We start from the raw sequence: 26,686 nt of genomic DNA, 5'->3' as shown, positions 1-26,686 counted from the left end.
CTGACCGGATCGGCCCGCGCCAGTGCCGCCTCGCTGCTGGCGCACCTGCACTACATCGCGGGTGAAGGCGCGTACGCGGCTGTGGCGCTGGATACCGCACTCGACGCGGACCCCGAGTGGTCGCTCGCGGTGCTGCTGTCCCGGGCGCTGCATTCCGGCGCCCACCCCGCGATGCTGTGGGCTACCGTCGGCTATTCCTACGAACTCGCCGCCTCACTCGGCGTCGATCTTCCCCAACCGACTATGGCCAGGGTGGGGTAGTGGCCACATGGCAGGGCGTCGATCAGACCTTTTCGACGAAGATCGAATGCGCCAGTTCCTGGGACAGCTCGAGCCCGTCATGACCGGGTGAGCTGATCAGCACCTGCTGAGGGGTCTGCGTCACGGCGATGCGGGCGTTGGGCACCACACCGGCTTCACGCAGCGTGGAGATGAGCTCAGGATCGGACTGTGCGTGCTCGGACAGCCGGCGCACGATCACCGCCACCGACTCACCCTGCGGCAGGTCCGACAATCTGCTCGCACCGTCGTCGGAGGCGGGGACATCGACACCGAGCAGTTCCAGACCGGGTATCGGGTTGCCGTACGGGGAGGTGGTGGGGTTGTTCAGCACGGCGAGCAGACGGCGTTCGACGTTGTCGCTCATCACGTGCTCCCAGCGGCAGGCCTCCTCGTGCACCTCGTCCCACGGCAGGCCGATGATGTCGACGAGCAGACGTTCTGCCAGGCGATGCTTACGCATCACGGCGACGGCCAGGCGGCGGCCCTTCTCCGTCAGCTGCAGGTGACGGTCACCGGCGACATGGACCAGTCCGTCACGTTCCATCCGGGCAACCGTCTGCGACACCGTCGGTCCACTCTGTTCGAGTCGCTCGGCGATCCTCGCGCGCAGCGGCACGATGCCTTCTTCTTCGAGGTCGTAGATCGTCCGCAAATACATCTCGGTGGTATCGACAAGATCGTTCACGTGGCGCAGTCCCTTCGTCTGCGATCAAGGCTACCCTGAGCAGGGTAGAAAGACCCCTCAGATCATCGGCACTTCGCGTGTCCGGCACCGGTTCCGGGGAGGCCCGGGTGCCGGGGTCGCCGAATGGTCGCGAATTCCGGACGCGCACCACTAGATTGAATCTGTGACGAGCGGCACCGAATCAGACCCCAGCGCAGCGGTCATCTGGAGCGAGGACTTCCTCGCCTACAAGTGGGCGTACACGCATCCGATGAACCCGGTCAGGCTGGCCCTGACCATGTCGCTGGCCCGCGGCCTCGGTGTACTCGACGGGATCGAAGAGGTCCCGCCCAGCCGCATCGACGATTCGGCGCTGACCGTGATCCACGGCCAGGACTACATCGACGCCGTCCGTGCCGTCGGGTCGGGCACCGCGTCGTTGTCCGGGCAACTGCTCGAGCGGCTGTTCGGGCTCGGCAGCGCTGACAATCCGGTGTTCAACGGCATGCACGAGGCCGGCCGGCTACTGGTCGGCGGCACCCTGGCCGCAGTGCAGGCGGTGTCGTCGGGATCGGTGCGACGGGCGGTGAACATCGGCGGCGGCATGCACCACGCCATGAAGTCGCATGCCGCAGGCTTCTGCATCTACAACGACTGCTCCGTGGCCATCCAATGGCTGCTCGACAACGGCTACGACCGTGTCGCCTACATCGATATCGACGCCCACCACGGCGACGGTGTCGAAACGGCCTTCGTCTCCGATCCGCGAGTGCTGACCATCTCACTGCACCAGCACCCGGCGACGCTGTGGCCCGGTACCGGCTGGCCCACCGAGATAGGTACGGGCGAGGCCCAGGGCACCGCCGTCAACCTGGCCCTGATGCCCGAGGTGAGTGACCGGCTGTGGTTGCGGGCATTCCACGCGGTGGTGCCGTCGCTGCTCGAACAGTTCCGCCCGCAGATCCTGATCACCCAGTGCGGCGCCGACAGCCACCGCGCCGATCCGCTGACCGATCTGGCGCTGACCGTCGACGGCCAGCGCGCGGCGATGCAGGCGCTGCGGCACTGCGCCGACACGTACGCGGACGGGCGCTGGGTCGCTGTCGGCGGCGGCGGCTACGGTGTGGTCAACGTCGTGCCGCGAAGCTGGACGCACCTGCTGGCCACCGTTCTGGACCGCGACGTCGACGTCGACACGAAGGTCGGCGACGACTGGTACATGCAGGCCGCGACGGTGGCCACGGAAGTCCATCCCGACTACGCGCGCGCGCCCGAGCAGTCGATGGGCGATGGTGGCAACGTCGACTACGTGGCGTGGGACGGCGACACCGGCCAGGAGCCGCCCGAGGGAATCTCCGAAGTCGCACAGCGACAGACAGATCGTGGAATCCTCGCCACCAGGCGTGCCGTTTACCCCCTACATGGACTCGACCCGGAGGACCCGCGTGACTGATCAGTCGGCTACCGACCCGCATAGTCAGCCCGAACAGGCAGCAACCGCCGACGCACCAGATCAGGCTCCGTCTTCGCAACCCGCCGACCGGGAAACCGAGCTTACGGAAGCTCAGGCTCCCGAACGTGACGCTCCCGAATCTGTGACAGAACCCCAGACACCTGAATCCCGGACATCCACAGGCGAGGGGCAGTCCGATTCATCGGGCCGAAGCCCCTGGGACTATCCGCGGAACTGGATCGCCGACGTCCTCGCCTCGGACGGTGGCGTCGTGCATCTGCGGCCGATCGTGCCCGACGACGCCGACCGGCTCGTCCGCTTCCATGCGGGACTGTCCGAACGCACCCGCTACATGCGGTATTTCGGACCCACGCCGCGACTGCCGGCACGCGAGGTGGCGCGGATGACCACGGTCGACCACCACAACCGGGTGGCGATCGTGGCCGTACTGGCCGACGACATCATCGCGATGGGCGTCTACGAGGGACTGGCCATCGACGGCAGACCCGACGCCGCCGAGGTCGCGTTCGTGGTGGCCGACGAACATCAGGGCCGCGGCCTGGGCCCGGTCCTGCTCGAACACCTCGCCGGTGCGGCCGCCGAGAACGGATTCACCAAGTTCGAGGCCGAGGTACTGAGCGAGAACCCCAACATGGTCGCGGTGTTCCGCGACGCCGGATACCAGCTTTCGCGCAGCTTCGACGGCAGCACCGTTCACGTCGAGTTCGATATCGATCCCACCGATGCCATCTCGTCGGTGCGCAACGCCCGCGAACGGGCCTCCGAGGCGCGTAGCGTCGCCAATCTCCTACGGCCCATGTCGGTCGCGGTCATCGGTGCCTCCACCGACCCACGTAAGGTCGGCAACGCGCTGCTCAGCAACATCGTTGCCGCCGGGTTCACCGGGCCGGTCTACCCGGTCAACGGGCCGGCACCCGCCGACGAGGACGACGACGGCGAGGAGACGGAGAATAAGCCCAAGTCGTGGACGGCGATGATGGGTGCGAGCTACACACCTCCGGCGCGCCGCTCACGCAAACGACAGGCCGCGGTCCGCGGCATCCGCGCCTATCCGACCGTGCGCGATATCCCCGACCCGGTCGACCTGGCCGTCGTCGCCGTCCCGGCCGCACGGGTCGACGCGGTTCTCGACGACTGCCTCGTCAAGGGTGTGCGCACCCTCGTCGTGGTCACCTCAGGATTCGGGGACGCGGGCACCGAAGGTCTTGAAAGCGAGAACCGGCTGGTGGCGCAGGTCCGTGAACACGGGATGCGCCTGGTCGGACCCAACGCGCTGGGAGTGGTCAACAACGACCCCGAGATCGCGCTCAACGCCACTCTCGCACCGCGGATCCCGCAACCGGGCCGGGTCGGGTTCTTCTGCCAGTCCGGCGCGCTCGGCATCACCATTCTCGACACCGCGGCTCAGCGGCAGATCGGGTTGTCGACGTTCGTGTCGGCGGGTAACCGCGCCGATGTCTCGGGTAACGACCTGCTGCAGTACTGGGACTCGGATACGGCCACCGATGTGGTGCTGCTGTACCTGGAGAGTTTCGGTAACCCGCGCAAGTTTTCGCGGATCGCGCGCCGGGTGTCACGGTCGAAGCCGATCGTGGCGGTCAAACGCGCCAACAACGCGATGTCGCCGGTACGGGCGGCCCGCTCCCAGTCCGCACGTATCGATGACGAGATCGCCCAGATGGTGCTCGAGCAGGCGGGGGTCGTGCGCGTCGACACGCTCGATGAACTCTTCGACTGCGGCTCGTTGTTCGCGTTCCAGCCGCTGCCGCGAGGCCCCCGCACCCGGATCATCGGCAACTCCTCGGTCCTGGGCAGTCTGGCGGCCGAGACCGCGCGAGCGCTGGGGCTGGAGGTCACCGACACCGTCGACCTGGGGGCCGGTGCGTCCGAGGACGCGTTCGAGGATGCGGTCACCAAGGCGATGACCGATCCCGGAGTCGACTCCGTGCTCGTCGTGTTCGTGCCACCGGTCGCCGTCGACGCCGACTGGCATGCCCGGGCCCTCATGGCCGCTGCCGGCACGCCCGGCGCCGACGCGCCCAAACCGATCGTGTCGACCTTCCTCGCCGTCGAGGGTGTGCCGCCGGGCCTGACGAAACCGGGACCGGACGGGTTGCCCGTGTTCGGGTCGATACCGTCGTTTCCGAGCCCGGAACGGGCGGCGACCGCGCTCGCGCGGGCCTGGCAGTACGCCAATTGGCGCGAGCGACCGGAGGTCGAACCCGTCCGGGCCGACGGGATCGACCACGAGGGCGCCCGCACACTCGTCCGTGAGGCACTCACCGACCTGCCCGAGGCCGATGGTGGTGAACCGCCGAGCGTGCGCCTGGACCCGGTCGCCGCGCAGCAGCTGCTGGAGAAGTACGGCATTCACGTGGTGCCGTTCCGGGAGGTCAGCACGATGCACGAGGCCTCGGCCGCGGCCCGTGAGCTCGGTTTCCCGGTCGCGGTGAAGGCGACGTCGTCGTCGTGGCGGGGTCGGCTGGACAGGGAGGGCGCGCGTCTGGACCTGCCCGACGCCACCGCAGTGATCACCGCGTTCACCGAACTGTCGGAGCTGACCGGTGATTCGGTGCTGCACGTGCAGAAGATGGCGCCCAAGGGCATCGGCACGGTCATCGAGATCCGCGACGACCGGTCGTTCGGGTCTGTCATCTCCTACGGGTTGTCGGGCCGGACGTTCGAGCTGCTAGGCGACCGTGGCTATCGGGCGATGCCGTTGACCGAGTACGACGCCAATGAGCTGCTCCACGAGCCGCGGTCGTCGGCACTCGTACACGGGGACGGTGACGGCGGCGGTGTGGACACAGCCGCGCTCGCCGACCTGTTGGTGCGGGTGTCCGCGCTCGGTGAGGACAACGCGGAGATCCGGAGCCTGGCCATCGACCCGATACTCGTGTCGTCGGAAGGGGCCGCGGTGCTGTCGGCGGACGTCGTACTGGGCCCAGTGCCCACACGTGACGACAGCGGGCCGCGCAGGCTGTGACCAAAGGCTGACGAACCGGCCGAAATCACGAGCCGCCACAGGGCGCTGGGCCCCGTGGCGGCTCGGATCGAAAAAGGTTTGATAGTTCGGCGGGGAGTCACCGACAGGTAACGCTCACCGCCGGGGATCAGCTTGCGTAGGCACGCAGCCGTTCGGCGCGATCGCCGTGCCGCAGCTTGCCCATCACCTCACGCTCGATCTGCCGCACACGTTCCCGGGACAGGCCGAATGCGCGACCGATCTGGTCGAGGGTGCGCGGCTGGCCGTCGTCAAGGCCGTACCGCATGCGGATCACCTGCTGTTCACGTTCGTCGAGGGTGGCGAGCACGGCCCGGATGTCCGAATGCAGCAGGCCCGAGATCACCACGTTCTCCGCCGACGTCGCCTCGGCATCCTCGATGAAATCGCCGAGCGGTGCCTCCTCGTCGTTGCCCACGGGCATATCCAGACTCACCGGGTCGCGGCTGTGGTCGAGCAGGTCGGCGATCTTCTCGGCGGGGATGCCCGATTCGTTGGAGATCTCCGCGTCGGTGGCCTCCCGGCCGAGTTGCTGGTGCAGTTCCCGCTTGACGCGGGCGATCTTGTTGACCTGCTCGACGAGGTGGACGGGCAGGCGGATGGTCCGACTCTGATCGGCCATGCCGCGGGTGATGGCCTGCCGGATCCACCAGGTGGCGTAGGTGGAGAACTTGAAGCCCTTGGCATAGTCGAACTTCTCCATCGCGCGGATCAGACCCAGGTTGCCCTCCTGGATGAGATCGAGCAGCGGCATCCCCCGGCCGGTGTATCGCTTGGCCAGGGACACCACGAGCCGCAGATTGGCTTCCAGCAGATGGGAGCGCGCGATCTCGCCCTCGCGAACAATCAGGGCCAGATCCCGCTTCTTCGCCGCGGTCATGCGTTTGCCGCTGTCGAGCAGGTGCCTGGCGTACAGGCCCGCCTCGATCTGCTTGGCCAGTTCGACTTCCTGCTCGGCGTTCAGCAGTGCCGTGCGACCGATTCCGTTGAGGTAGACGCGGACGAGATCGGCGGCAGGTGATTGCGCGTCCAGATCCTGCTCGGTCATCTGCGGGCGAGTGCTGGTCGATGGTGTCGCCGGTGAGGCGGTGGTGGCGTGGGTGGCGACTTCCGGGCGTGCAACTGTCGAGCGTGACATTCGGCCTCCTGAATCGAGTGCGTTCACAGGATTCAACGGACGCGCCGCCGGCAAAGTTCCCGGCTCCGCCGGTCACCCCGATCGTGAAAAAGTATTGTGACCTGCGGCGTTCCGGAAGCTTGCGGTCTGGGCGGCTGAGAAGTTACTAAGAGTCGCCGCCGTGGGAACCATCGACGAAGGTGCCCTCGATCGTGGTGCTGGGCCTGATCGCCCGGTCGGCGGACTCGATCTCGGGCGGGCCGATGACTTGATGTTCGGCACCATAGAGATAGTGCGGTTCCTCACCGCGTTTGCGGGCCGGCCGGTCGTTGGCGATCAGCACCGCCACCCACGGCAGGGGGATCGACAGCACCACGATGCCCAGCGCGAGCAGTCCCGACCCGGTGGCGCTGTAGGCGATCGCGGCCAGGATCAGCGCCGGGGCCCGGAACGCCATCAGGGTCAGATATTTGCGCACGCGGGCCCGGTGCTGCGCCTCGAACGAATCCTCGGCGTCGGTGATCAGGAACGCATCGGCGGATCGTTGGTTGCCCATGTCTCCACTGTCCGCGCATTCGTCGGCAGTCGCAAGCCGGTGGGTGCGTGGCGCATCCATCCCGTGGCCGAGCGCGCACCTACTCGCGGCCGAGCGCGCACCTACTCGCGGCCGAGCCGCGTACTTACTCGTGGCCCGCGGCCGAGCCGCGCATTTACTATGGTGCGCATGGGAACGCAGACAATCGACCGCCCCGACGTCGACATCAAGGAACGCCCGGATACCGACGCCACCGACCGCGGCGACGACGACACTCCGAAGTTCTTCCACTACGTGAAGAAGAACAAGATCGCCGAGAGCGCGGTCATGGGTAACCACGTGGTGGCGCTGTGCGGTGAGACATTTCCGGTGACCCGATCGCCGAAGCCCGGATCGCCGGTGTGCCCCAAGTGCAAGAAGATCTACAACCGGATGCGCAAGGATTGAACGCGCGGAGCATTCGCGTCTATCGCCGCCGGATCGGGCCGCTGCCGAAACGCTCGGGCAGGGTCTTGATCTGGTCGGTGATGTCCGATGTCTGCGAGTTCACCCATTCTCTGACCTGAGTGGACGCGGTCGGTTTGGCCGGCCACATCGACTGGATCGCCGCGTTCAGTTCGGCGCCGCCCACGATCGCGAAGCCCAGGAAGAACGCGAACAGCAGGAACGCGATCGGGGTGGCCAGGGCGCCGTAGGACACCCCTGCCTTGGTGATCGTGGCGAGATATTCGCGAAGGATGGAACTCGACACCCAGAAGAACACGGCCGCCAGGATCGCACCGGACAGCAGCCGGTGCCACGGCAGCGGGTTGGGCAGCGAGAGATGATAGAGCGTCGTCAGCATTCCGATCAGCAGGACCGCGACAGCCGGGAAATACCCGTAGTCGATGAGCCTGGTGACCCATGAATCCCACTCGTCCGGCACGATCTGGCGCAAGTAGGTGGGCCCGAGCGCGACGAGCGGGAGGACCACCACCGACACGGCCAGGAACGCCACGTACAGCAGCAGTGAGAAAATTCGCTGCCAGACCGGATTACGAACCTCGTGCTGGTCGTGGGCCCGCACGATCGACGCGACATAGCACGACACGGCCGACGATCCCGCCCACAGCGACATGATGAAGCCGATGGAGACCAGCGACACCTTGCCGTTGCTGAGCACGTTCTCCACCGTCGGAGTGATGAGGTCGGTCATCACGTTCTCCGAGAACGCTTTCCCGGCCAGTGAGATGATCCTGTCGGAGATGACCGTGGTCGTGTCGGCACCGAACCAGCTCGACACATAGCCGACGCTGCCGAGCAGTCCCAGCAGCAGCGGTGGAAACGACAGTGCCTGCCAGAACGCGGCCTGCGCCGCCCAGCCGACGATTCCGTGGTCCCATGCGTTGACGATCGTGCGCCACACCACCTTGTGCAGGTTCGCGAACACGGGAAGGCGGGCCGGCGTGACGGTGCCGGTCCCGCCGATCGTCTCCTGGCCGGTGTCTTGGTCCGTTCTGGTCGCATCGGGGTGGCCTGATATGACCGGCGACGGAGCGTCGTCGTCGGGTACCGGAGCCGGGTGTTGGTGTCGGGTGGCGATGTCCCTATCGTGGCGGATCGCATCGATGAATACGCGACCGGGTCGATTACACGGCCTCGGCGTGTCGCGGTCGGCACCTCGGACAGTGGCCTGGAGCACGCTGTCGCGCACCGGGCTTCCGGTGGTTCCGGGGGTAGCATGTCTAGGTTCCCGGCCGTGCGAGCACGCGTGGCCGGTGGAGGTCTCGTGAGGAGTCGGCAAAGACGTGAGCCAAGCACATTCGGCAGCCGCAGGTACGGTTACGGCGACAGAAGGTGCGTCAGGAATCCGGCTCCGCGCCTGGCAGCGACGCGCCCTCACCAAGTACCTGGCGACCAGGCCCACCGACTTCCTGGCGGTCGCCACGCCCGGTGCCGGTAAGACGACGTTTGGGCTGCGGATCGCCCGGGAGTTGCTCGATGACCGCACCGTCGAGGCGGTCACCGTCGTCGCACCCACCGAACACCTCAAGCACCAGTGGGCCGAGGCCGCCGCCCGCGTCGGAATCGCCCTCGATTCCCGGTTCAGCAACTCCACCGGACAGACCAGCTCCGACTATCACGGCGTCGCGCTCACCTACGCGCAGGTCGCCGCCCACCCGTCCCGGCACCGGGTCCGGACCGAGAACCGCCGGACGCTGGTGATCCTGGACGAGATCCACCACGGCGGCGACGCCAAATCGTGGGGTGAGGCGATCAGGGAGGCGTTCTCCGACGCCACCCGCAGGCTCGCGCTCACCGGAACACCGTTCCGTTCGGATGATTCACCGATCCCGTTCGTCACCTACGAACCGGAGGAGGGCGGCGTACTCCGCTCGCGTGCCGACCACACGTACGGCTACGCAGACGCCCTCGCTGACGGCGTCGTCCGTCCCGTGGTGTTCCTGGCCTACAGCGGCCAGGCCAGCTGGCGGACAAGCGCGGGTGAGGAATTCACCGCCCGCCTGGGTGAGCCGCTGTCGGCCGAGCACACCGCGCGTGCCTGGCGCACCGCGCTCGACCCGCACGGTGATTGGATCCCGGCGGTTCTGCAGGCCGCCCACACCCGGCTCACCCGGCTGCGTGAATCGGGCATACCCGATGCCGGGGGGCTGGTCATCGCCACCGACCAGACCAATGCCCGCGACTATGCAGAACTCCTGGAATCGATCACCGGACGCAAACCGGTACTCGTCCTGTCCGACGACCCGAAGTCGTCGGGCCGGATCGCCGAGTTCGCGGCCTCCGACGACGAGTGGATGGTCGCGGTCCGTATGGTCTCCGAAGGCGTCGACGTGCCACGGCTCGCGGTGGGCGTCTACGCCACCAGCGCGTCGACGCCGCTGTACTTCGCCCAGGCCATCGGCCGGTTCGTGCGCTCGCGCCGGCCCGGGGAGACGGCCAGCGTGTTCCTGCCGTCGGTGCCGGTGCTGCTGAACCTGGCCAGCGAGATGGAAGCCCAGCGTGATCACGTGCTGGGCAAACCGCATCGCGAGAGCGACGGTCTCGACGACGAGCTGATCAGCGATGCGAACAGGCAGAAGGATGAGCCGGGGGAGGACGAGAAGTCGTTCGAGTCGTTGCACGCCGATGCCGAACTGGATCAGGTGATCTTCGACGGATCCTCGTTCGGCACCGCCACCTTCGCCGGCAGCGACGAGGAATCGGACTACCTCGGACTGCCCGGCCTGCTCGACGCCGACCAGGTCCGCACGCTACTCAGCAGACGTCAGCACGAGCAGGTCACCCGACGCAGCACCGACACCGCCGCCCCGCCTGAACGTGAACCCGCGGCGACGACCGGTGAGAATCTGCATGCACTGCGTAAGGAACTCAACAGTCTGGTCGCATTGCATCATCACCGCACGGGTAAGCCACACGGCATGGTCCACAAGGAGCTGCGGTCGCGGCTCGGTGGTCCGCCCACTGCGATGGCGACGGCCGACCAGTTGCGCGAACGCATTGCGGCACTGCGACAGTGGTGACTCGGGACACGAACTCCGGGTGACAAGAACTCCGGTGACAAGGGTGCCCCGGCCGTATCGGCCGGGGCACCCTTGTGCGATCGGGGGCGGGATCAGACGAGCTCTGCGGCGGAATCCTCGACAATGGCGCTGAGCTCGGCCAGACGGGCCTCGTGGCTGTTGTAGTGATGCCGGCAGAACAGCAGCTCACCACCTGCGGGCAGGATGGCGCGGACCTTGGCGGCAGCACCGCAGCGGTCGCACCTGTCAACAGCCGTCAGAGGCATGGAGATCGGGGGTGTCATGGTGATGTCGGACATTTCTTCCTCCGTCCCGGGTCGGCAACTCGTTGCCCGCCCTTCGTGAGCCGGTACATCGGGTCTGATGTACTTCCCTCACTCTGTCAGACGTTCGGCGTCCACGTATTGTTCCGCGCACGTTTTAGGTGTGTCATCTACAACACATCATTTCGTGGAAACATGCAGGTCACACCGGTGTCACACGGCGAGCGGCGCTACCGGTCCCGACCCCTGAGATCATTCATCCGGATGATCAGTCCAGATAGTCGCGCAGCACCTGGGAACGAGACGGGTGACGCAGCTTGGACATCGTCTTCGACTCGATCTGCCGGATCCGTTCACGGGTGACGCCGTACACCTGCCCGATCTCGTCGAGAGTGCGGGGCTGACCGTCGGTCAGGCCGAAACGCAGCCGTACCACGCCGGCCTCACGCTCGGACAGGGTCTCCAGGACCGACTGCAGCTGATCCTGCAGCAGGGTGAAGCTGACCGCGTCGACGGCCACCACGGCCTCGGAGTCCTCGATGAAGTCGCCGAGCTGCGAATCGCCTTCGTCACCGATGGTCTGATCCAGCGAGATGGGCTCGCGAGCGTACTGCTGGATCTCCAGCACCTTCTCGGGCGTGATGTCCATCTCCTTGGCGAGCTCCTCGGGAGTGGGCTCGCGGCCCAGATCCTGCAGCAGCTCACGCTGGATGCGGCCCAGCTTGTTGATGACCTCCACCATGTGGACCGGGATACGGATTGTGCGGGCCTGGTCGGCCATCGCACGGGTGATCGCCTGACGGATCCACCAGGTGGCGTACGTGGAGAACTTGTAGCCCTTGGTGTAGTCGAACTTCTCGACCGCACGGATCAGGCCCAGGTTGCCTTCCTGGATGAGGTCGAGGAAGGCCATGCCGCGGCCGGTGTAACGCTTGGCCAGCGACACGACGAGTCGGAGGTTGGCTTCGAGGAGGTGGTTCTTGGCGCGATTGCCGTCGCGCGAGACCCAGTTGAGGTCCCGCTTCTGCGCCGTGCCGAGCTTCTCGCCCGATTCCATGATGCGGCGCAGGCATTCGGTGGCGTACAGGCCGGCCTCGATACGCTTGGCCAGCTCGACCTCTTCTTCGGCGTTGAGCAGCGCCACTTTGCCGATCTGCTTGAGGTAGGCGCGCACGGAGTCGGCAGATGCGGTCAGCTCCGCGTCTTTGCGTGCCTGCCGCAGAGCTTCGGACTCGTCCTCGTCCCAGACGAAATCACCGGACTTGCTCGAGTCCGAACTCGTCGACGCCTTGGCGGTCCGCTTGGCCGGAGTGGTGGTTCCCGCGGCCGGGACCTTCGCCTCGGACGGGTCCTCCTGCGTGTCGTCCTGGTCCTCGTCGTCGGAGTCGTCCTCGTCGTCGGTGTCGTCGACCTCGATGTCGGTGTCGTCGATGTCGACGTCTTCGAGATCATCGTCGGGTGCGTCGAGATCGTCGATCGACTCGGGATCGGCGTCCAGATCGTCGCCGGCCCCCTCCGCGGAGGTGGCCTTGGCCGCGGTCTTCTTCGCGATCCTCTTGGCCGGAGCCTTCTTCACGGTCTTCTTGGCTGCCGCCTTCTTGGCGGGGGCCTTACGTGCCGGGGCCTTCTTGGCCGGGGCCTTCTTCGCGACCTTCTTGGCAGCGGCGGGGGCGTCCACTGTCGTCGCGTCGTCGGCGACCGTGGGATCACCCACAGCGGTAGTGGTATCACCCACAGGGGCATTGGTGGCTGTCACGTACAACCTTTCGAGCTGACTCACGCAAATGTCGCGGCAGACTCGGTCCGCCGCTGAACAGGGCTTGAATTCTCGGCGCTTGAAGCCGATACGGGACATTGTAACGACAACCGACCGCCGACAGTATCACTTGCCTGGTCAGGGCCGGTTGGGTGGTCACCGCAGGGGCTCAGTCGGCGACCGCCATCGCCGCTCCGACGATGCCCGCGCTGTTACGCAGTGTCGCCGGCACCACGGGCGTGCGATTGGTGAGCAGCGGAACCCACTTGTGTGCCTTGCGGCTGATACCGCCACCGGCGATGAACAGCTTGGGCCAGAACAGATTCTCGTACGCGACCAGTACATCGCTCACCTTCGCCGCCCACGCCTCATACGACAGGTCGTTGTCCTCCTTCACCTTCGAGGACGCCTGATGCTCGGCCTCCTTGCCGCCGACCGTCAGGTGGCCGAGCTCGGTATTCGGTACCAGCGTGCCATCTACCATGAGCGCCGACCCGATCCCGGTGCCGAAGGTCAGCAGCATGACCACTCCCGTGACGTCCCTGCCCGCCCCGAATCGGTCCTCGGCCAGACCGGCGGCGTCGGCGTCGTTGAGTGCGGCGATCTTGCGGCCGCCGAGATGTCTGCTGAACAGGTCGTAGACATCGGTACCGATCCAGCCCTTGTCGATGTTGGCAGCGGTGCGCATCACCCCCTCGGTGACCACACCCGGCAGTGTCACCCCGACCGGGCCCTGCCAGTCGAAATGCGCGACCACCTCGGCGACCGCTCCGGCGACCGCATCGGGTGAGGCCGGCTGCGGCGTCAGGACCTTGAAACGCTCACCCACGAGCAGACCGGTGTCGAGATCGACGATGCCGCCTTTGGTTCCCGAACCGCCGACATCGACCCCGAAGCCGAGATTGCCACCGGATATCGGCGCGCGCGCGGACGCGGCATCGGAGATGGCAGGGGTGGGGGACTCGGTCATGGTCGGCCCTTTCGTGGCAGGCGTCACCCGAGACAGTCGTTCGCGGTCGGCCGGACGGATCGGTCGTGTCGTTCCTCAGGCTAGGTCATCGGGCCCGTCTTGGGGCGGCGGAGAGCCGAACATTACCGGTACCGGCTCGACCGGGCCGGGTGTTCGGTTCCGGGTGCGCCGATGTGTGCCCGACCACTGTGGCCGGTGTGCCGATGTGCTGACATGGTGGTCGTGAACTCCACCCAGTCCCACCGCTCGGATACAGCCGCCTCTCCTGCCGAACTCGAGCGAGTGGCCATCGCCGTCGCCGAGCTGGCGGCCGACCATGTGCGATCCCGGCGGCCCGAACTGTTCGCGGCGTTCGGCTCAGGTCCGGCGCCCACCGCCGACGGCCGGGAGTCACCGGCGGCGGTGGGAACGAAATCGACGCCGACGGACCCGGTGACGCTCGCCGACACCGAGAGTGAAGCCCTGATCAGGGCGCACCTGCACGAACTGCGGCCCGGCGACGACGTTCTGGGTGAGGAGCGCGGCGGCAGCGTCGAGGTCCCCGACGGGGTGCGTTGGGTCGTCGATCCCATCGACGGCACCGTGAACTACCTCTACGGCATCCCCGCGTACGCGGTTTCGGTCGCCGCCCAGATCGGTGGTGAATCGGTGGCCGGAGCCGTCGTGGACGTCGCGGCGGGCATCACGTACTCGGCGGCGCGGGGCCACGGCGCCCACGCCCGGCCGGGTGGTCAGGGGGCCGTACCACAGCGGCTCGGGTGCGCAGCCGTCACCGATGTGGGACTGGCTTTGGTGGCCAGCGGATTCGCCTACGACCAGGGCAGGCGCCGCGCACAAGGCGAACTCGTCGGCAGGCTGCTGCCCCACATCCGTGACATCCGGCGGATCGGCGCCGCGGCGCTGGACCTGTGCATGGTGGCCAGCGGTCGTGTCGACGCACATTTCGAGCACGGACTCAATCCCTGGGACTGGGCCGCGGGCGGATTGATCGCAGCCGAGGCCGGGGCCGTCGTCCGGCTGCCCACGGCCGATTCACGCTCGGCCGACGGCGTGCCCACCATCGCGGTCGCGCCGGGTATCGCGCAGCAGTTCCTGACCCTCATCGAGGACCTGGGAGGACTGGATGCGATACCCGAGGGTCAGCACGATTGCTTGTGAACGGCGCTGACCAGCCCGGGATCGGCGCCGGTCGACGGATCCTTGGGATTGGCCAGTCGTAGCGCCTCCAGCGCCGCCTGCGCATCCTGGGACAGCTCGCGCGACTCGTAGTAGGTGCCCAGTGCGACATCGACGACCGTTCCGCGCCGACCGTCGTCGACGAGTTGCGCGCACGGAATCGCCAGCCACACAGCTGCGGCACCGCTCTTGCCCGCCGGTCCGAACCGTATCTGCGCGACACAGTCGAGGTCCTGCCCGACGTACACCGGATCGTCGGCGTACGCGGTGTCGGCGGCCGGGGTGAATCCCTGCGCGGTGAGGTCGTCGGAGACGGACCTGGCCGCGCCACGCTGACCGGACGCGTTCAGGACCCGCACCTGAAAACTCGACAGTGCGGCGGGCGCGATGGACTCCATCTCGCTGTTGGCGACCACCGTCAGCGACGGTGGGGCGGCAGTCGTGGGTTTCACGGCCGTGGTGTTCGCAGTGGATTGCCCAGCGGTCGGCGCGGCCGCCACCGAGGTGGGCACGGGCAGCGGACTATTGCATGCGGTGGGCGTGGCGTCGTCGCCGGATCTGACCGCGGCGACGCACCACACGACGACAGCGATGGCGGCGAGGATCGTGACGGTGATCAGGACCGGTTCTTTGCGCCGCCGCCGGTACGGCCGGCCTGCCCGGTCGGTCGTCGAACCGGGCGCGATATGGGACACCACCGTGGACGCCGCTCCTCTCGATTGCCGCGTGACTGCTCGATAGCCGCGTGACTGGGCCCACTCTAGAGGGTCGGCCGGTCTCGAGCGGCCAGGCCCCACCGGCGTGGGACCTTGGTACCCGGCCCGGCGCGACCGGCTGGTATAACCGGCGGGGATCGGTACGGTGATGCGCGTGCAACACGCCGAGTTTTTCGTCGTTGACTTATCGGAGGTCCTTACACTAAGCTTCGGGCGCCCGGGATACCTGAGCAGTCGGGAACGGGGCCGAGTTGACACGGCAAACATCCAGATTTTCACTGACGTACGTACAGGTTCGGGGACGAAGTGCGGGATTGCTTGAGTGGCGGTGCATCGCGCGCCGCCGCTTCGCCGCTGATCGCGGCAGGGTTCGCTCGTTGCCCGGCCACCGTCCGGAATATCTCCGGACGGGGCGGCGCTTGCTTTCGGTGTCCGGTCACAAGCCGGGCCGAGTAAAGCGCCCTCAACGCTGAAAAAAGGTAAGGCACACAATGGCTACTGACTACGACGCCCCACGTCGAACCGAAAGCGAAGACCTCAACGAGGATTCGCTCGAAGAACTGAAAGCCCGGCGCAGCGAGGCACAGTCCTCGTCCGTCGACGTCGACGAGAGCGACACCGCCGAATCGTTCGAGCTTCCGGGTGCGGACCTGTCCGGTGAGGAACTGTCGGTCCGCGTCATCCCCAAGCAGGCCGACGAGTTCACCTGCACGAGCTGCTTTCTCGTCTACCATCGCAGCCGGCTCGCACGCCAGAACGGCACGTCGATGGTGTGCGTGGACTGCGCCTGAGCAGCACCGCAGGCCTGCTGCCGTCAGTCCCGTGAGGCGGCGGCATCGTCGATGTTCAGGGCCGCCAGCACCCGATCGGGATGCCTGGTGGACACCAGCCAGTAGGGCGTCGGGTCGTCGGGGTCATCGAGCACCAGCAACACCATCGTCTTGACCCACGCCCGGTGCATCAGGTATGCAGCGGGGTCGAGCTGGCGGCCCAAAGCCGCCGACTTGGCCGTGGCCGCCACCGTAGCCCCGCGCGCGATCACCTCACGAGGCAATCGTGCCTTGTCCGCCACGAGCTCACCGTCGGCGGTCACCGCCACCCGGGTGCGGCCGACCGACCACAGCAGCACAGCCACGAGAATCCCGACCACCACATATCCGGCGGCACTCCACGCGGACTTGTGCGCAGACAGCTGGATCTCGTAGCCGAGGACACCGGTCACGACCGCACCGGCCGCCCACCACCACCACGGAACGGTGAGACGTTCCTCATAGCGGTCGGGCCGACCGGACGCGGATTCGCCGGACCCGGATGCCGGAGCGGACGACGAACTGTTCGATGATTGGGGTGCTGCCACGCCGACCAGCCTAGTCGGCTGCGGCGGGCGGGTAGTCTGCGGTCCGTGACCGCAGAACCCACACCCGTTATATCGCTCCGGCGTCTGGACCCCGACCTGCCGATGCCGACCCGGGCACATCCCGGTGACGCCGGCGTTGACCTCTACTCGGCCGTCGACCTGGAACTGGCGCCCGGACGGCGCGGGCTCGTCGGAACGGGCGTGGCGGTCGCCATCCCGGTGGGCATGGTGGGTCTGATCCATCCGCGGTCGGGTCTGGCGGCGCGAACCGGGCTTTCGATCGTGAACACCCCCGGCACCATCGACGCCGGGTACCGCGGCGAGATCAAGGTGTGCCTGATCAACCACGATCCCGACACCCCGATCACGATCGCGCGGGGTGACCGCATCGCCCAGCTCGTCGTCCAGCGCGTCGAGTTGCCCGAGTTCACCGAGGTCGAGGACCTCGGCGATACCAGCCGCGGCAGCGGCGGATACGGTTCCAGCGGTGGTCATGCCGCGCTCGGGGGCTGAGCTGCCCTCTGGTCCGGTATCGGCCGCGTCGCCCCGCCGGCGGGTCCGGGTGGACTACCCTTCATGACGGATCAGCCGATCGGTCGACAACGTACGCAAGGAGGCGCCGAAAATGGCTCGGCAGAACGCGAACCAGGGGTTGAAGATCGGGCAGGCCGCAGGTCCCTACGATATCGACGCGTTGGCGACATCCCTTGCCGAGTTGCAGAATTCGCATCTCGATCTGGGGTCGGTGCTGGTACCGGTCGTCGAAGGCGGCCAGGTGACCGTCGAGATGACCGCCGACCACCAGCCCGAGGCGGTATATCTGGAGACACCGTTCGGGCGCATCGGTGTGGCCGCGTTCGCCGCCCCCAAGACGCCGGGAACCTGGCGTGAGGTGGTTCGCGAGCTCGCCGAATCCCTGCGCGACAGCGGTGCGACCACCTCCATCGAAGACGGCCATTGGGGCCGGGAAGTGGTCGCCGAGGTGCCGGGTACAGTGCACCGGTTCATCGGGGTCGACGGCCCCCGCTGGCTGATCAGGTGCGTGGCGCTCGGCCCGACCGAGGCGACCGAACCGTTGAGCCAGCTCGCGCGCGCGGTGCTCGCGGAATCGGTTGTGCGACGCGGGAACGACCCCTATCCGCCGCGCGAGCCGCTGCCGATCGAGCTCCCCGAGGTGCTCGCCGCGCAGGTGGCCGCGGCGCAGCAGGAACGAGCCGAAGCCGGCGAACCAGGATTCGAGCATCTCGCCGGGCATGAAACCGATGAGCGTGCGCCTGATGAGCAGGGGCCCCACCAGGACAGTGCCGAAGAGCACGACGGCGGTGCGCTCGATCAGCTGGCGCAGGCGACTCTGGTGACCCCCGACGACGAGGATTTCGACGACGATCCTGCGACCTACGACGATCCCGAGGACGAGGACGACGAGGATGCCGCGAGCGGTCCTCCTCCGTCGGCGGGGTCGGCGATGCAACGGCTGCGGCGCTGGCGCCGCGCACGCTGATTCAGCTGCTCCGATCCGACCACAACGCAGCCCAGGTACGGGCCGTCGTGGTCCCCAGGAGGGGTGGATCGATGCCCCATCGGGTGAGCGGCAGCTCGGCCACAGCGGCCCGGGGCGCCGCCGCCCGCCATTCGTGCGACACCCGCAAGGGGTGGATCGGGTCGTCGAGGGATGCGGTGATCGCCAGCGGCGCAGTCAAACCGGCGATCTCGTCCATCCGCGGACATACGAATGCCGCCGCCTGCCGAAGCTGTGCCTCGAGCCGGTCGCCGAACGCGCTCCACGAGCGGGTCAGTTCGTCGGCGAGCCACGACGGCGACGACGCGCGCATCGCGGCGATCGTCGCGGTCAGACCGGTGTCCCGGATCGCGTCGGCGGTGGCGGTGGCCGACGCCCGGGCCGGCGCGTACTGGTCGTTACCGCACCACGGTGGCAGTGCGGCCAGGACGCCCGCGCACTGTCCCTGGTCACCGGTTGAACGCCGCTGCGCCAGCGCCCACCGCACCGCCAGAGCCGCCCCGATCGACACGCCTCCGGCCAGGACGGATCGGTGTGTGCGGGCGGCGTCATCGAGAACCGCCAGATGCCCGGCGATGAGGTCGTCGGCCGGCTCCGAGGCGATCAGTTCGACGCCGAGTTCGGCTGCCGCGGGACCGAACGCGCGCGTCACGTAGTCGGCGTCGGAGCCGGTGCCGGGCATCACCACCAGGGCTGTGGGATATGGCGTAGGTGAACTGGAGGACAACTCGGATCCCATGGGCATGTATCGATGATGCCCGGCGTTGGAACCGGCGTGGGTGGGGGTCTACAGTGACGGAAATCAGGTGGCTCGCGGGAGCGGTCACCACGCGAATCGCCAGTGGTGCTTGGAGACAGAATGACGACGCCCGGTTATCTCAAGAGGCTGACCCGTCGGTTGACCGAGGATCTCGGCGACGTCGAGACCGAACGCATCTCCCGCGCGTCCCGGGCCCGTGGCGGTCAGCGGGCATCGGAGTGTTGCCGGGGTGACGAAGTGACGATGCACGGTGAGCTGCGGTCGGTCGAAACGTGTTCGCGCACAGCGAAGGCGGGCGTGAAGGCCGAATTCTTCGACGGCAGTGACACCGTGATCCTCAAATGGCTCGGCCGCAACCGGATCCCGGGCATCGAGCCGGGTCGTACCGTGACGGTGCGCGGCAGGATCGCCGACCTCGACGGCAGCAAGGTGATCTACAACCCGTACTACGAGTTGTATGGCGCCGACGACTGACCCCGGCGCATCCGAACCGGACGCACCCGAACCAGCAGAAGCCGAAACAGCAAGAACCGAACCGACGCTGCTCGAGCAGATGGGCGGGGTATCGGGCCTGATCTATTCGACGGTGCCGGTCGCGGTGTTCGTGCCCGCGAACTCCATCGGCGGGCTCGGCGTGGCCATCGGCGCGGCGCTCGCGGCGGCGCTGGTCGTGTTCGGGATCCGGCTGATCCGGCGCGAAGGACTCATGCCGGCCGTGTCGGGACTGCTCGGCGTCGCTATCTGCGCGTTCATCGCGCACCGCACCGGCGACGCCAAGGGTTACTTCCTGTTCGGTATCTGGTCGATGCTCGCCTACGCCGTCGCGTGCGTGGTCTCGATTCTGGTGCGTTGGCCGCTGATCGGCGTCGCCTGGCATCTGGTGACCGGCGAGGGCACCGCATGGCGCCGGAACCGGGCTGTGCTGCGTGCCTACGATCTGGCCACCGCATGCTGGGCGGTCGTCTTCGGTGCGCGGTATCTGACGCAGTCGGCCCTCTACGACAGTGACCACACCGGGTGGCTCGCGGCGGCACGGATCGGTATGGGCTGGCCGCTGACCGCGCTCGCGGCGGTCGTCACCGTCTACCTGGTGCGGCGCGCCACTCGATCAGAGCTCCTCGATGACCGATCCGGTACCGAGTGAGCTGTCCGGTACCGCGTGATCAGTGCGCCACCTGCATGGCGGCGAACAGATCGTCCTCGGCCTCCTCGGGCGCGATGAACACCAGTTCGTCGCCGCCTTCGATCGAGTCGTCGGATTGCGGCACGATGACCCGCCGTCCCCGCAGGATCGCCACGAGTGCCGCATCCCGTGGCAACACCAGCTTGCGGACGGGTTTGCCGGCGAGGGGGGTGTTCGGGGGCAGCGTCAGCTCGACCAGATTCGCCTGCCCCTGACGGAACGTCATCAGCCGCACCAGGTCACCCACCGACACGGCTTCCTCGACGAGGGAGGCCAGCAGCCGGGGCGTGGACACCGCGACATCGACCCCCCAGTCCTCGCCGAAGAGCCACTCGTTGCGTGGATCGTTGACCCGGGCCACCACCCGGTTGACGGCGAACTCCGTCTTGGCGAGCAGGCTGACCACCAGGTTGGCCTTGTCGTCGCCGGTCGCGGCGATCATCACGTCGAACAGATGCAGTTGGGCGCGTTCGAGGTTGCTCAGCTCGCACGCATCACCGAGGACCCAGGCGGCGTCGGGGACGGCGGTGGTGTCGATGTGCGCGGCGAGGCGTTCGAACAGGGTGACCTCGTGTGCGCTGGAGAGCAGCTCACGGGCGATCGAGCGGCCCACGGCGCCTGCTCCGGCGATGGCGACCTTCACGGTGCGGCCTCCTTATCAGTCTGGTGCGCTTGTCAGTCTCGTGCCGGCGCGGGCCCGGCGGCCAGCGTCCTGGCGTTGACCAGATTGTCCAGCAGCACAGCCGCATACACCTGATCATCCTGCTGGATGACCGTTCGGACGTCGGGCAGGATCACCCGGCCCACCCGGCTGATGAAGGCGATTCGGGCCCCGGTCTGTTCCTGGAAGCGGCCCACGGTGGTACCGATCCACGACTCGTCCACGTCGATACGGGCCATGCCGAGGGTGCCGGACGGATCGCGCCATTCGGCGGTGTTCGCCGTCTCATCGAGTGCCGACACGAAACGCTCGGTGGTCCAGGGCACGGTCGCGACGGTAGGGATGCCGAGGCGCTCATACACTTCGGCGCGGCGGGCGTCGTAGATGCGTGCGACGACCCGCTCGACACCGAACGTTTCGCGGGCGACGCGGGCGGCGATGATGTTGGAGTTGTCGCCGGAGGACACCGCGGCGAAGGCGTCGGCCGTCTCGATACCGGCCCGCACGAGAACGTCACGGTCGAATCCGACCCCCACCACCTTGACCCCGTCGAACTGCCGGTCGAGGCGGATGAACGACGCCGGGTCGCGGTCGATGATCGACACCTCGTGGCCGCGGCGGTGCATCGACATGGCCAACGACGAGCCGACCCTGCCGCATCCCATGATGACTACGCGCACGAGGCGTCCTTTCCACGCATGACGCTGCTCAACGTACCCCGTGAACCGACGTCCGGGGAGGGCGGACGGCGGGTTCGGCGCGTGTGGGGGTGGCGTGGTGGTCTTTGCGAGGGGCACGGCCTAGTGTGGCGTGGTGTCCAGTGTGTCCAAGGTGTCCGTCGCGATAAAGCGGCTGCTGCTCGGACAGCCTTTTCGCAGCGACAAGCTCAACCACACGCTGCTGCCCAAACGCATCGCGTTGCCGGTGTTCGCCTCGGACGCGATGTCCTCTGTCGCCTACGCGCCTCAGGAGATCTTCCTGGTCCTCTCGGTGGCCGGGGTCAGTGCGCTGACCTTCACGCCGTGGGTGGCGGTGGCGGTGGCGGTGGTGATGGTCGTCGTCGTCGCCAGCTACCGGCAGAATGTGCACGCCTACCCGTCGGGCGGCGGCGACTACGAGATCGCGAACGTGAACCTGGGTGCGAACGCGGGGCTCACTGTCGGCAGTGCGTTGCTCGTCGACTATGTGCTGACTGTCGCGGTGTCGATAGCCTCGGCCGCCGAGAACATCGGGTCGGCATTCCCGTTCGTCCACGAACACAAGGTGTGGTTCAGCGTCGCCGCGATCGCCGTGCTGACGGCGGTCAACCTGCGCGGCATCAGGGAATCGGGTGCGGTGCTGGCGATCCCGACCTACGCCTTCATCGTGGGCGTGGGCGCGATGCTGATCTGGGGCTTCGTGGAGATCTTCGTCCTCGATCGCGATGTGACCGCCGAGACCAGCGAGTTCGGGCTCAAGGCCGAGGACAGCCACCTCGCGGGAATCGCGTTCGTGTTCCTGATCGCGCGCGCCTTCTCGTCGGGCTGTGCCGCGCTCACTGGGGTCGAGGCGATCAGCAACGGGGTGCCCGCGTTCCGGAAACCGAAGTCGCGTAACGCCGCGGCCACCTTGATGATGCTCGGCGCATTCTCCATCACATTGCTGCTCGGCATCGTGGTACTGGCACAGGAGATCGGCGCCAAGTACGTGATGGACCCGGCGAACGACCTGGTCGGTGCACCGGAGAACTATCACCAGAAGTCGATGATCGCGCAATTGTCGCTGGCTGTGTTCGGCGAAGGATCACCGGCGTTCTATTTCGTGGCGGCGGCAACGGCACTGATCCTGATCCTGGCGGCCAACACTGCCTTCAACGGGTTCCCGCTGCTGGCCTCGGTACTGGCGCAGGACCGGTACCTGCCACGGCAGATGCACACCCGCGGCGATCGTCTGGCATTCAGCAACGGCATCCTGTTCCTGGCGATCGCCGCGATGATCTTCGTGATCTCGTTCGGCGCCGAGGTGACGGTGCTGATCCAGCTTTACATCGTGGGCGTGTTCGTTTCGTTCACCCTGAGTCAGACGGGGATGGTCCGGCACTGGACCCGCCTGCTGCGCACCGAAACCGATCCGCAGTCCCGCAAACGGATGTTCCAGTCGCGGATCGTCAACTCCGTCGGGCTGGTGATGACGGCGATCGTGCTGGTGGTGGTGCTGATCACCAAGTTCACCGCCGGAGCGTGGATCGCGATCGTGTTGATGGTGGCGGTGTTCGTGCTGATGAAACTGATCCATTCGCACTATGCGAGTGTGCAGGAAGAACTGGACCGCGACGACGAGAGCGCGGTGCTGCCGAGCCGCACCCACTCGATCGTGCTGGTGTCCGGGCTCAATCTGGCCACCCGTCGCGCGGTCCGGTACGCCCGCGCCACCCGGCCGGACATGCTGGAAGCGATCACCGTGAACGTCGATGACCGCTCCACCCGGACCCTGGTGTCGCTGTGGGAGGCCAGCGAGATCGAGATACCGCTGAAGGTGATCGCCTCGCCCTACCGGGAGATCACCCGGCCGGTGCTCGACTATGTGCGCCGGGTCCGGCGCGAGTCGCCCCGGGATGTGGTCACCGTGTTCATCCCCGAATACGTGGTCGGGCACTGGTGGGAGCAGACGCTGCACAACCAGTCCGCGTTGCGCCTCAAGACCCGGCTGCTCTACGAGCGGGGAGTGATGGTCACGTCGGTGCCGTGGCAGCTCGATTCGTCGGACCGCCGCAAGAATCGTGATCTGACTGTGTACGGCCCCGGCGACACCCGCCGGGGCATGGATGGGACCGAACGGCGCTGACATGACTGATGTGGATGTGGTGGACGCGGAGCTGGTCACCTCTGGGATGGCCAACGGCGGTGAGGCCGTGGGAAGGTTCGACGGCCGGGTGGTGTTCGTCCGGGGTGCGTTGCCGGGGGAGCGGGTGCGCGTACGGATCGTTGACCGCAGCAACGACCGCTTCTGGCGGGCCGTGGCCGAGGAGATCGTCGAACCGTCGGATGATCGGGTGCCACCGGCGTGCCCGGCCGCAGCACACGGTGGCGGATGCTGCGACCTGTCGTTCGTCGAGCCTGTCGCAGGAAGGCGGCTCAAGACCGGAGTGACCGCCGACGTCCTGCGCCGGATCGGGTCGCTGACGGACCCGCAATTGGAGGAGTCGGGATTCTTCGCCGACGGCGTACAGGCGCTCGGTCCTGATGGGGCGGGCTGGCGGGTACGCACCCGGCTGTTCGCCGACGACCAGGGGCGGGCTGGGGTGCACGCCTGGCACGCGAGCTCGGTGATCGTCGGACACGAGTGCTCGGCGCCGGTCGACGGGCTACTGACCGGTCTCGGCGAACTACGTTTCAGGCCGGGCTCCGAGATCGTCGCGGTCGCCGGTGCCGACGGCAGACACATAGCCGAGATCGCGCCCCCGGAACCGGTTCTGGGCAGCAGGGCCGACCGGCGACACGTGCAGCGCACCCGCCGGATGAGGGCGGCGGCCCGCCCGATCACGATGGTCGAGGGCGACGATCAGGTCACCCATCGTGTCGGTGAACGAACATGGCGGATCGGTGTCAACGGTTTCTGGCAGGCACACCGCGCCGCACCGGCCGCCTACGCCCGCACGGTCGTCGAGATGGTTGCCGGTGACATGCGGGACGCGGTGGCGTGGGACCTGTACGGCGGTGCCGGAATCTACGCCGGCGCACTGCTCGATGAATCGGCCGCGCAGGTGCACGTGGTCGATTCCGATGCCGGCGCGATCGGCGCCGCCTGCGCCACGTTCGCCGAAGACCCGCGCCTGGTGGTGTATCAGGGAGACGTCGCCGCGACGGCGGCCGACCTGCCGAAACCGGGGATCGTCGTGCTCGATCCACCACGAACGGGAGCCGGCCGCGCGGTCATCGACACGGTCGCCGCCGCCGGCCCGCACACGGTGGTGTACATCGCCTGCGACATCGGCCGCTTCGCCCGCGACCTCGGCTTCCTCACCGCCCACGGCTACCACCTGCGCTCGCTACGCGCGTTCGACGCGTTCCCCGGCACCCACCACGTCGAGGCCATCGCCTGCCTGACTCGCTAGCCAACCCCCGGATCCAACCGGAAACTCCGTCTTTTGTGTCGCTGAGCGCTACAAAAGACGGAGTCTTCGTCGTTACAGATCGATTATTCGCGTGGCAGCCAGGGTGCAGGGCCTATCGGTAGCACTTCCACGAATCCCACGCCCAGTTGGGATTTGTCACCACTGCGTAGGTGCCTGATCCGTAGTAGTACCGGCATACGGCGTTCATGTCGATCGACTTAGTTCTGGCATTGAGATATGCACGACATAGCCATGAGTACGGATTGGTTGCACTGCTCGGCGAGGCACTGATTGCTTCTCGTAACCCGAGGTAGCCAAATGCCGTTGCTCTGCAGTATGGCGTTATGTGTCCAAACTGCGAGAGGTCGCCTACCTGTTTCGCGGCACTGGCTGTTCCACCGCCCAGTAGTGCACCGAATCCGATTGCCATCACACAGGCGATAGCAATCGAGAATTGTCGCAATTTACTGTTCATTGTTTCCCACTCCTTCTTCCTTGAGCTGCGTTCGATCGTGACGACTACAGGTTCACCCATCTCCGTCGCGGCGGAATCCCGACAGGTCTTGATCCGGCCGGTTGCGCTTGTATGCGCCGTCCGTCCAGAAGCTGATCGTTCCCCAGATGCCTAGGGCGGTGCAGATGAGAATGATCGCAATGATGAGTGTGGCCACGATTGCTACCTCCCTTCGCGTTCGACAATGGAGATCCGTGCAGCGGAATCCTCCGCCAAGACAGCTTCGGACAGCTTGTTCATGAATTTCCGATATGCCGAATAGCCGACCATATCCTTCGGCGTCACCGGTATGAACATGACGGTCTGCTGGGTCGTCTTGTAGTTCTCGATCTCGCTACGCGCCGTGCTACCGGTAGGTGTATCAACGATGTTCACATGGAAAGCGATCATCTCCGAGAAGTTACCGATTCCCCGGATCGAGAAGTTGGTTCTGCCGAGCTCTGCCCCTTCGAACCGGATGGCTGCTCGCCAGGTGTTCAATCCTACTGCCGCAGTGTTCTCGCCGACTGACTTCGTCAATTCAGCGATCCGGTCGGCCGACAGCCTTGTGTCGATCTTGATATGCGAGTTCGCATACTTATGTGGCTTACTCATAGCGACGTCTCCTCTGGTTTGAGTACATCATCGATCAATCTGTTACCAGGCTATATGCGATAGCAGTATGGGACTAGCCACCAATTTCGGGGGCAGTCATACTGGTGCGAATTGAACAACGAAGAGCCCAACACGGGGGATCATCTACACCAAAAACGTGTCCGAGCGAAGTGAGGCACGAGCCGTATATAGGTTGTTAACCTAAGTAATTCTCAACTAGTACTACAGCCGGACTTAGCGATTTTCATGTCGGTGACCTGCGGTTTTGGTGGCAGACCTGCGCTCGGAACTGGTGTCGGCGCCGCCACAGCGACCATTCCAGGAGACGTGTGAGGGTGCGTTCGGTGGTGAGGGCACCAGCTGCGAGTAGTCGCTGAAATTCGTTGATACTCAACCGGATCAGTGATGGATGGGTGGTTTCGTGGGCGCGTTGTTCGGCGGTGGTGATCGCCAAGATGGCGTGAGCGAGCATGACCAGGATCGTCCAACGGTGCCAGGAAGTCCAGGTACGGACCTGGTGCTGG

Annotated in this window: 27 protein-coding genes and 1 pseudogene; 13 read left to right on the top strand and 15 right to left on the bottom strand. The window is 66.7% G+C overall.

Annotated elements, in window-relative coordinates:
* A partial coding sequence (locus KDB67_RS02360) for a DUF4192 family protein (protein ID WP_291011939.1) occupies window positions 1–261 on the top strand: 261 nt, incomplete at its 5' end.
* A gap of 22 nt (window positions 262–283) precedes the next feature.
* Here the strand turns inward: KDB67_RS02360 and KDB67_RS02355 are convergent.
* Window positions 284–967 carry a metal-dependent transcriptional regulator gene (locus KDB67_RS02355; RefSeq protein ID WP_291011936.1) on the bottom strand — a complete coding sequence of 228 codons (684 nt, stop codon included), beginning with the start codon at window positions 965–967 and terminating at the stop codon, window positions 284–286.
* 163 nt (window positions 968–1,130) lie between these two features.
* Here KDB67_RS02355 and KDB67_RS02350 point away from each other — a divergent pair, with 163 nt between their 5' ends.
* Together KDB67_RS02350 and KDB67_RS02345 are read left to right on the top strand one after the other, a co-directional pair.
* Window positions 1,131–2,399, top strand: a complete 1,269-nt coding sequence (locus tag KDB67_RS02350; RefSeq protein WP_291011933.1) for an acetoin utilization protein AcuC — start codon at window positions 1,131–1,133, stop codon at window positions 2,397–2,399.
* Complete coding sequence (locus KDB67_RS02345) at window positions 2,368–5,406, top strand: GNAT family N-acetyltransferase (protein ID WP_291011920.1); 3,039 nt, start codon at window positions 2,368–2,370, stop codon at window positions 5,404–5,406. The genes KDB67_RS02350 and KDB67_RS02345 overlap by 32 nt, the downstream gene beginning before the upstream one ends.
* Window positions 5,407–5,533: 127 nt before the next feature.
* On the opposite strand, the gene KDB67_RS02340 is transcribed toward KDB67_RS02345, so the two are convergent.
* Entirely contained in the window at window positions 5,534–6,562 is a 1,029-nt protein-coding gene (locus KDB67_RS02340; RefSeq protein ID WP_291011917.1) for a sigma-70 family RNA polymerase sigma factor, read from the bottom strand.
* A gap of 145 nt (window positions 6,563–6,707) precedes the next feature.
* Complete coding sequence (locus KDB67_RS02335; protein ID WP_291011914.1) at window positions 6,708–7,097, bottom strand: DUF3099 domain-containing protein; 390 nt, start codon at window positions 7,095–7,097, stop codon at window positions 6,708–6,710.
* A gap of 168 nt (window positions 7,098–7,265) precedes the next feature.
* Between KDB67_RS02335 and KDB67_RS02330 the strand changes: the two genes are divergently transcribed.
* Entirely contained in the window at window positions 7,266–7,523 is a 258-nt protein-coding gene (locus tag KDB67_RS02330; protein WP_291011911.1) for a DUF3039 domain-containing protein, read from the top strand.
* A 19-nt stretch (window positions 7,524–7,542) separates the two neighbouring features.
* Here the strand turns inward: KDB67_RS02330 and KDB67_RS02325 are convergent, their stop codons facing one another.
* Complete coding sequence (locus KDB67_RS02325; RefSeq protein WP_291011945.1) at window positions 7,543–8,544, bottom strand: YihY/virulence factor BrkB family protein; 1,002 nt, start codon at window positions 8,542–8,544, stop codon at window positions 7,543–7,545.
* A gap of 379 nt (window positions 8,545–8,923) precedes the next feature.
* On the opposite strand from KDB67_RS02325, the gene KDB67_RS02320 reads away from it, so the two are divergent.
* Entirely contained in the window at window positions 8,924–10,600 is a 1,677-nt protein-coding gene (locus KDB67_RS02320; RefSeq protein WP_291011942.1) for a DEAD/DEAH box helicase, read from the top strand.
* Window positions 10,601–10,692: 92 nt separating this feature from the next.
* Here KDB67_RS02320 and KDB67_RS02315 read toward each other — a convergent pair whose 3' ends face one another.
* The 3 genes from KDB67_RS02315 to ppgK all read right to left on the bottom strand — a co-directional run bounded on the left by KDB67_RS02315 (window position 10,693) and on the right by ppgK (window position 13,589).
* The gene (locus KDB67_RS02315) at window positions 10,693–10,899 is read right to left on the bottom strand and encodes a hypothetical protein (protein ID WP_291011909.1); all 207 of its coding nucleotides are present in this window, start codon (window positions 10,897–10,899) and stop codon (window positions 10,693–10,695) included.
* Between the two features lie 232 nt (window positions 10,900–11,131).
* Entirely contained in the window at window positions 11,132–12,619 is a 1,488-nt protein-coding gene (locus KDB67_RS02310) for an RNA polymerase sigma factor (RefSeq protein ID WP_291011907.1), read from the bottom strand.
* A gap of 169 nt (window positions 12,620–12,788) precedes the next feature.
* Window positions 12,789–13,589 carry a polyphosphate--glucose phosphotransferase gene (gene ppgK, locus KDB67_RS02305; protein ID WP_291011905.1) on the bottom strand — a complete coding sequence of 267 codons (801 nt, stop codon included), beginning with the start codon at window positions 13,587–13,589 and terminating at the stop codon, window positions 12,789–12,791.
* A gap of 213 nt (window positions 13,590–13,802) precedes the next feature.
* On the opposite strand from ppgK, the gene KDB67_RS02300 reads away from it, so the two are divergent.
* Window positions 13,803–14,747: an inositol monophosphatase family protein gene (locus KDB67_RS02300; protein ID WP_291011903.1), complete on the top strand. Its 945-nt coding sequence runs from the start codon at window positions 13,803–13,805 to the stop codon at window positions 14,745–14,747.
* Here the strand turns inward: KDB67_RS02300 and cei are convergent.
* Window positions 14,729–15,463: an envelope integrity protein Cei gene (gene cei / locus KDB67_RS02295; protein WP_291011900.1), complete on the bottom strand. Its 735-nt coding sequence runs from the start codon at window positions 15,461–15,463 to the stop codon at window positions 14,729–14,731. The genes KDB67_RS02300 and cei overlap by 19 nt on opposite strands.
* A 509-nt stretch (window positions 15,464–15,972) precedes the next feature.
* Here cei and KDB67_RS02290 point away from each other — a divergent pair.
* Window positions 15,973–16,272: a DUF4193 domain-containing protein gene (locus tag KDB67_RS02290; RefSeq protein ID WP_291011897.1), complete on the top strand. Its 300-nt coding sequence runs from the start codon at window positions 15,973–15,975 to the stop codon at window positions 16,270–16,272.
* Between the two features lie 23 nt (window positions 16,273–16,295).
* Here KDB67_RS02290 and KDB67_RS02285 read toward each other — a convergent pair whose 3' ends face one another.
* Window positions 16,296–16,838, bottom strand: a complete 543-nt coding sequence (locus KDB67_RS02285) for a DUF3093 domain-containing protein (protein ID WP_291011894.1) — start codon at window positions 16,836–16,838, stop codon at window positions 16,296–16,298.
* Window positions 16,839–16,883: 45 nt separating this feature from the next.
* Here KDB67_RS02285 and dut point away from each other — a divergent pair, with 45 nt between their 5' ends.
* Window positions 16,884–17,351 carry a dUTP diphosphatase gene (dut, locus tag KDB67_RS02280; RefSeq protein ID WP_291011891.1) on the top strand — a complete coding sequence of 156 codons (468 nt, stop codon included), beginning with the start codon at window positions 16,884–16,886 and terminating at the stop codon, window positions 17,349–17,351.
* 112 nt (window positions 17,352–17,463) lie between these two features.
* Window positions 17,464–18,339, top strand: a complete 876-nt coding sequence (locus tag KDB67_RS02275; protein WP_291011888.1) for a DUF3710 domain-containing protein — start codon at window positions 17,464–17,466, stop codon at window positions 18,337–18,339.
* A gap of 1 nt (window position 18,340) precedes the next feature.
* On the opposite strand, the gene KDB67_RS02270 is transcribed toward KDB67_RS02275, so the two are convergent.
* Complete coding sequence (locus KDB67_RS02270) at window positions 18,341–19,102, bottom strand: alpha/beta hydrolase (RefSeq protein WP_291011885.1); 762 nt, start codon at window positions 19,100–19,102, stop codon at window positions 18,341–18,343.
* Window positions 19,103–19,216: 114 nt separating this feature from the next.
* On the opposite strand from KDB67_RS02270, the gene KDB67_RS02265 reads away from it, so the two are divergent.
* Window positions 19,217–19,591, top strand: coding sequence for an OB-fold nucleic acid binding domain-containing protein (locus KDB67_RS02265; protein ID WP_291011882.1), 375 nt, complete (start codon window positions 19,217–19,219; stop codon window positions 19,589–19,591).
* Window positions 19,575–20,261 (top strand): DUF3159 domain-containing protein, encoded by a 687-nt coding sequence (locus KDB67_RS02260; protein WP_291011879.1) that lies wholly within the window; start codon window positions 19,575–19,577, stop codon window positions 20,259–20,261. The genes KDB67_RS02265 and KDB67_RS02260 overlap by 17 nt, the downstream gene beginning before the upstream one ends.
* 19 nt (window positions 20,262–20,280) lie before the next feature.
* Here KDB67_RS02260 and KDB67_RS02255 read toward each other — a convergent pair whose 3' ends face one another.
* Window positions 20,281–20,943 carry a TrkA family potassium uptake protein gene (locus KDB67_RS02255; protein ID WP_291011875.1) on the bottom strand — a complete coding sequence of 221 codons (663 nt, stop codon included), beginning with the start codon at window positions 20,941–20,943 and terminating at the stop codon, window positions 20,281–20,283.
* Window positions 20,944–20,975: 32 nt separating this feature from the next.
* A complete protein-coding gene (locus KDB67_RS02250; protein ID WP_291011874.1) occupies window positions 20,976–21,641 on the bottom strand; it encodes a TrkA family potassium uptake protein in 666 nt (221 codons plus the stop codon).
* A 133-nt stretch (window positions 21,642–21,774) separates the two neighbouring features.
* On the opposite strand from KDB67_RS02250, the gene KDB67_RS02245 reads away from it, so the two are divergent.
* Both KDB67_RS02245 and KDB67_RS02240 read left to right on the top strand, forming a co-directional pair.
* Window positions 21,775–23,784, top strand: coding sequence for an APC family permease (locus tag KDB67_RS02245; protein ID WP_291011871.1), 2,010 nt, complete (start codon window positions 21,775–21,777; stop codon window positions 23,782–23,784).
* A gap of 1 nt (window position 23,785) precedes the next feature.
* Window positions 23,786–25,054: a TRAM domain-containing protein gene (locus KDB67_RS02240; RefSeq protein WP_291011868.1), complete on the top strand. Its 1,269-nt coding sequence runs from the start codon at window positions 23,786–23,788 to the stop codon at window positions 25,052–25,054.
* A 527-nt stretch (window positions 25,055–25,581) separates the two neighbouring features.
* On the opposite strand, the gene KDB67_RS02235 is transcribed toward KDB67_RS02240, so the two are convergent.
* The 3 genes and pseudogenes from KDB67_RS02235 to KDB67_RS02225 form a co-directional block, all read right to left on the bottom strand.
* Complete coding sequence (locus tag KDB67_RS02235) at window positions 25,582–25,725, bottom strand: hypothetical protein (protein WP_291011865.1); 144 nt, start codon at window positions 25,723–25,725, stop codon at window positions 25,582–25,584.
* A 5-nt stretch (window positions 25,726–25,730) separates the two neighbouring features.
* A complete protein-coding gene (locus KDB67_RS02230; RefSeq protein WP_291011863.1) occupies window positions 25,731–26,162 on the bottom strand; it encodes a hypothetical protein in 432 nt (143 codons plus the stop codon).
* A 244-nt stretch (window positions 26,163–26,406) separates the two neighbouring features.
* Window positions 26,407–26,686: pseudogene (locus tag KDB67_RS02225) on the bottom strand (IS701 family transposase); the annotation flags it as partial.

The sequence above is a fragment of the Gordonia sp. (in: high G+C Gram-positive bacteria) genome (assembly GCF_020438995.1).
Taxonomy (GTDB): Bacteria; Actinomycetota; Actinomycetes; order Mycobacteriales; family Mycobacteriaceae; genus Gordonia.
Note: the sequence above shows the minus strand (reverse complement) of the source record. Positions and strands in the feature narration are given on the sequence as shown.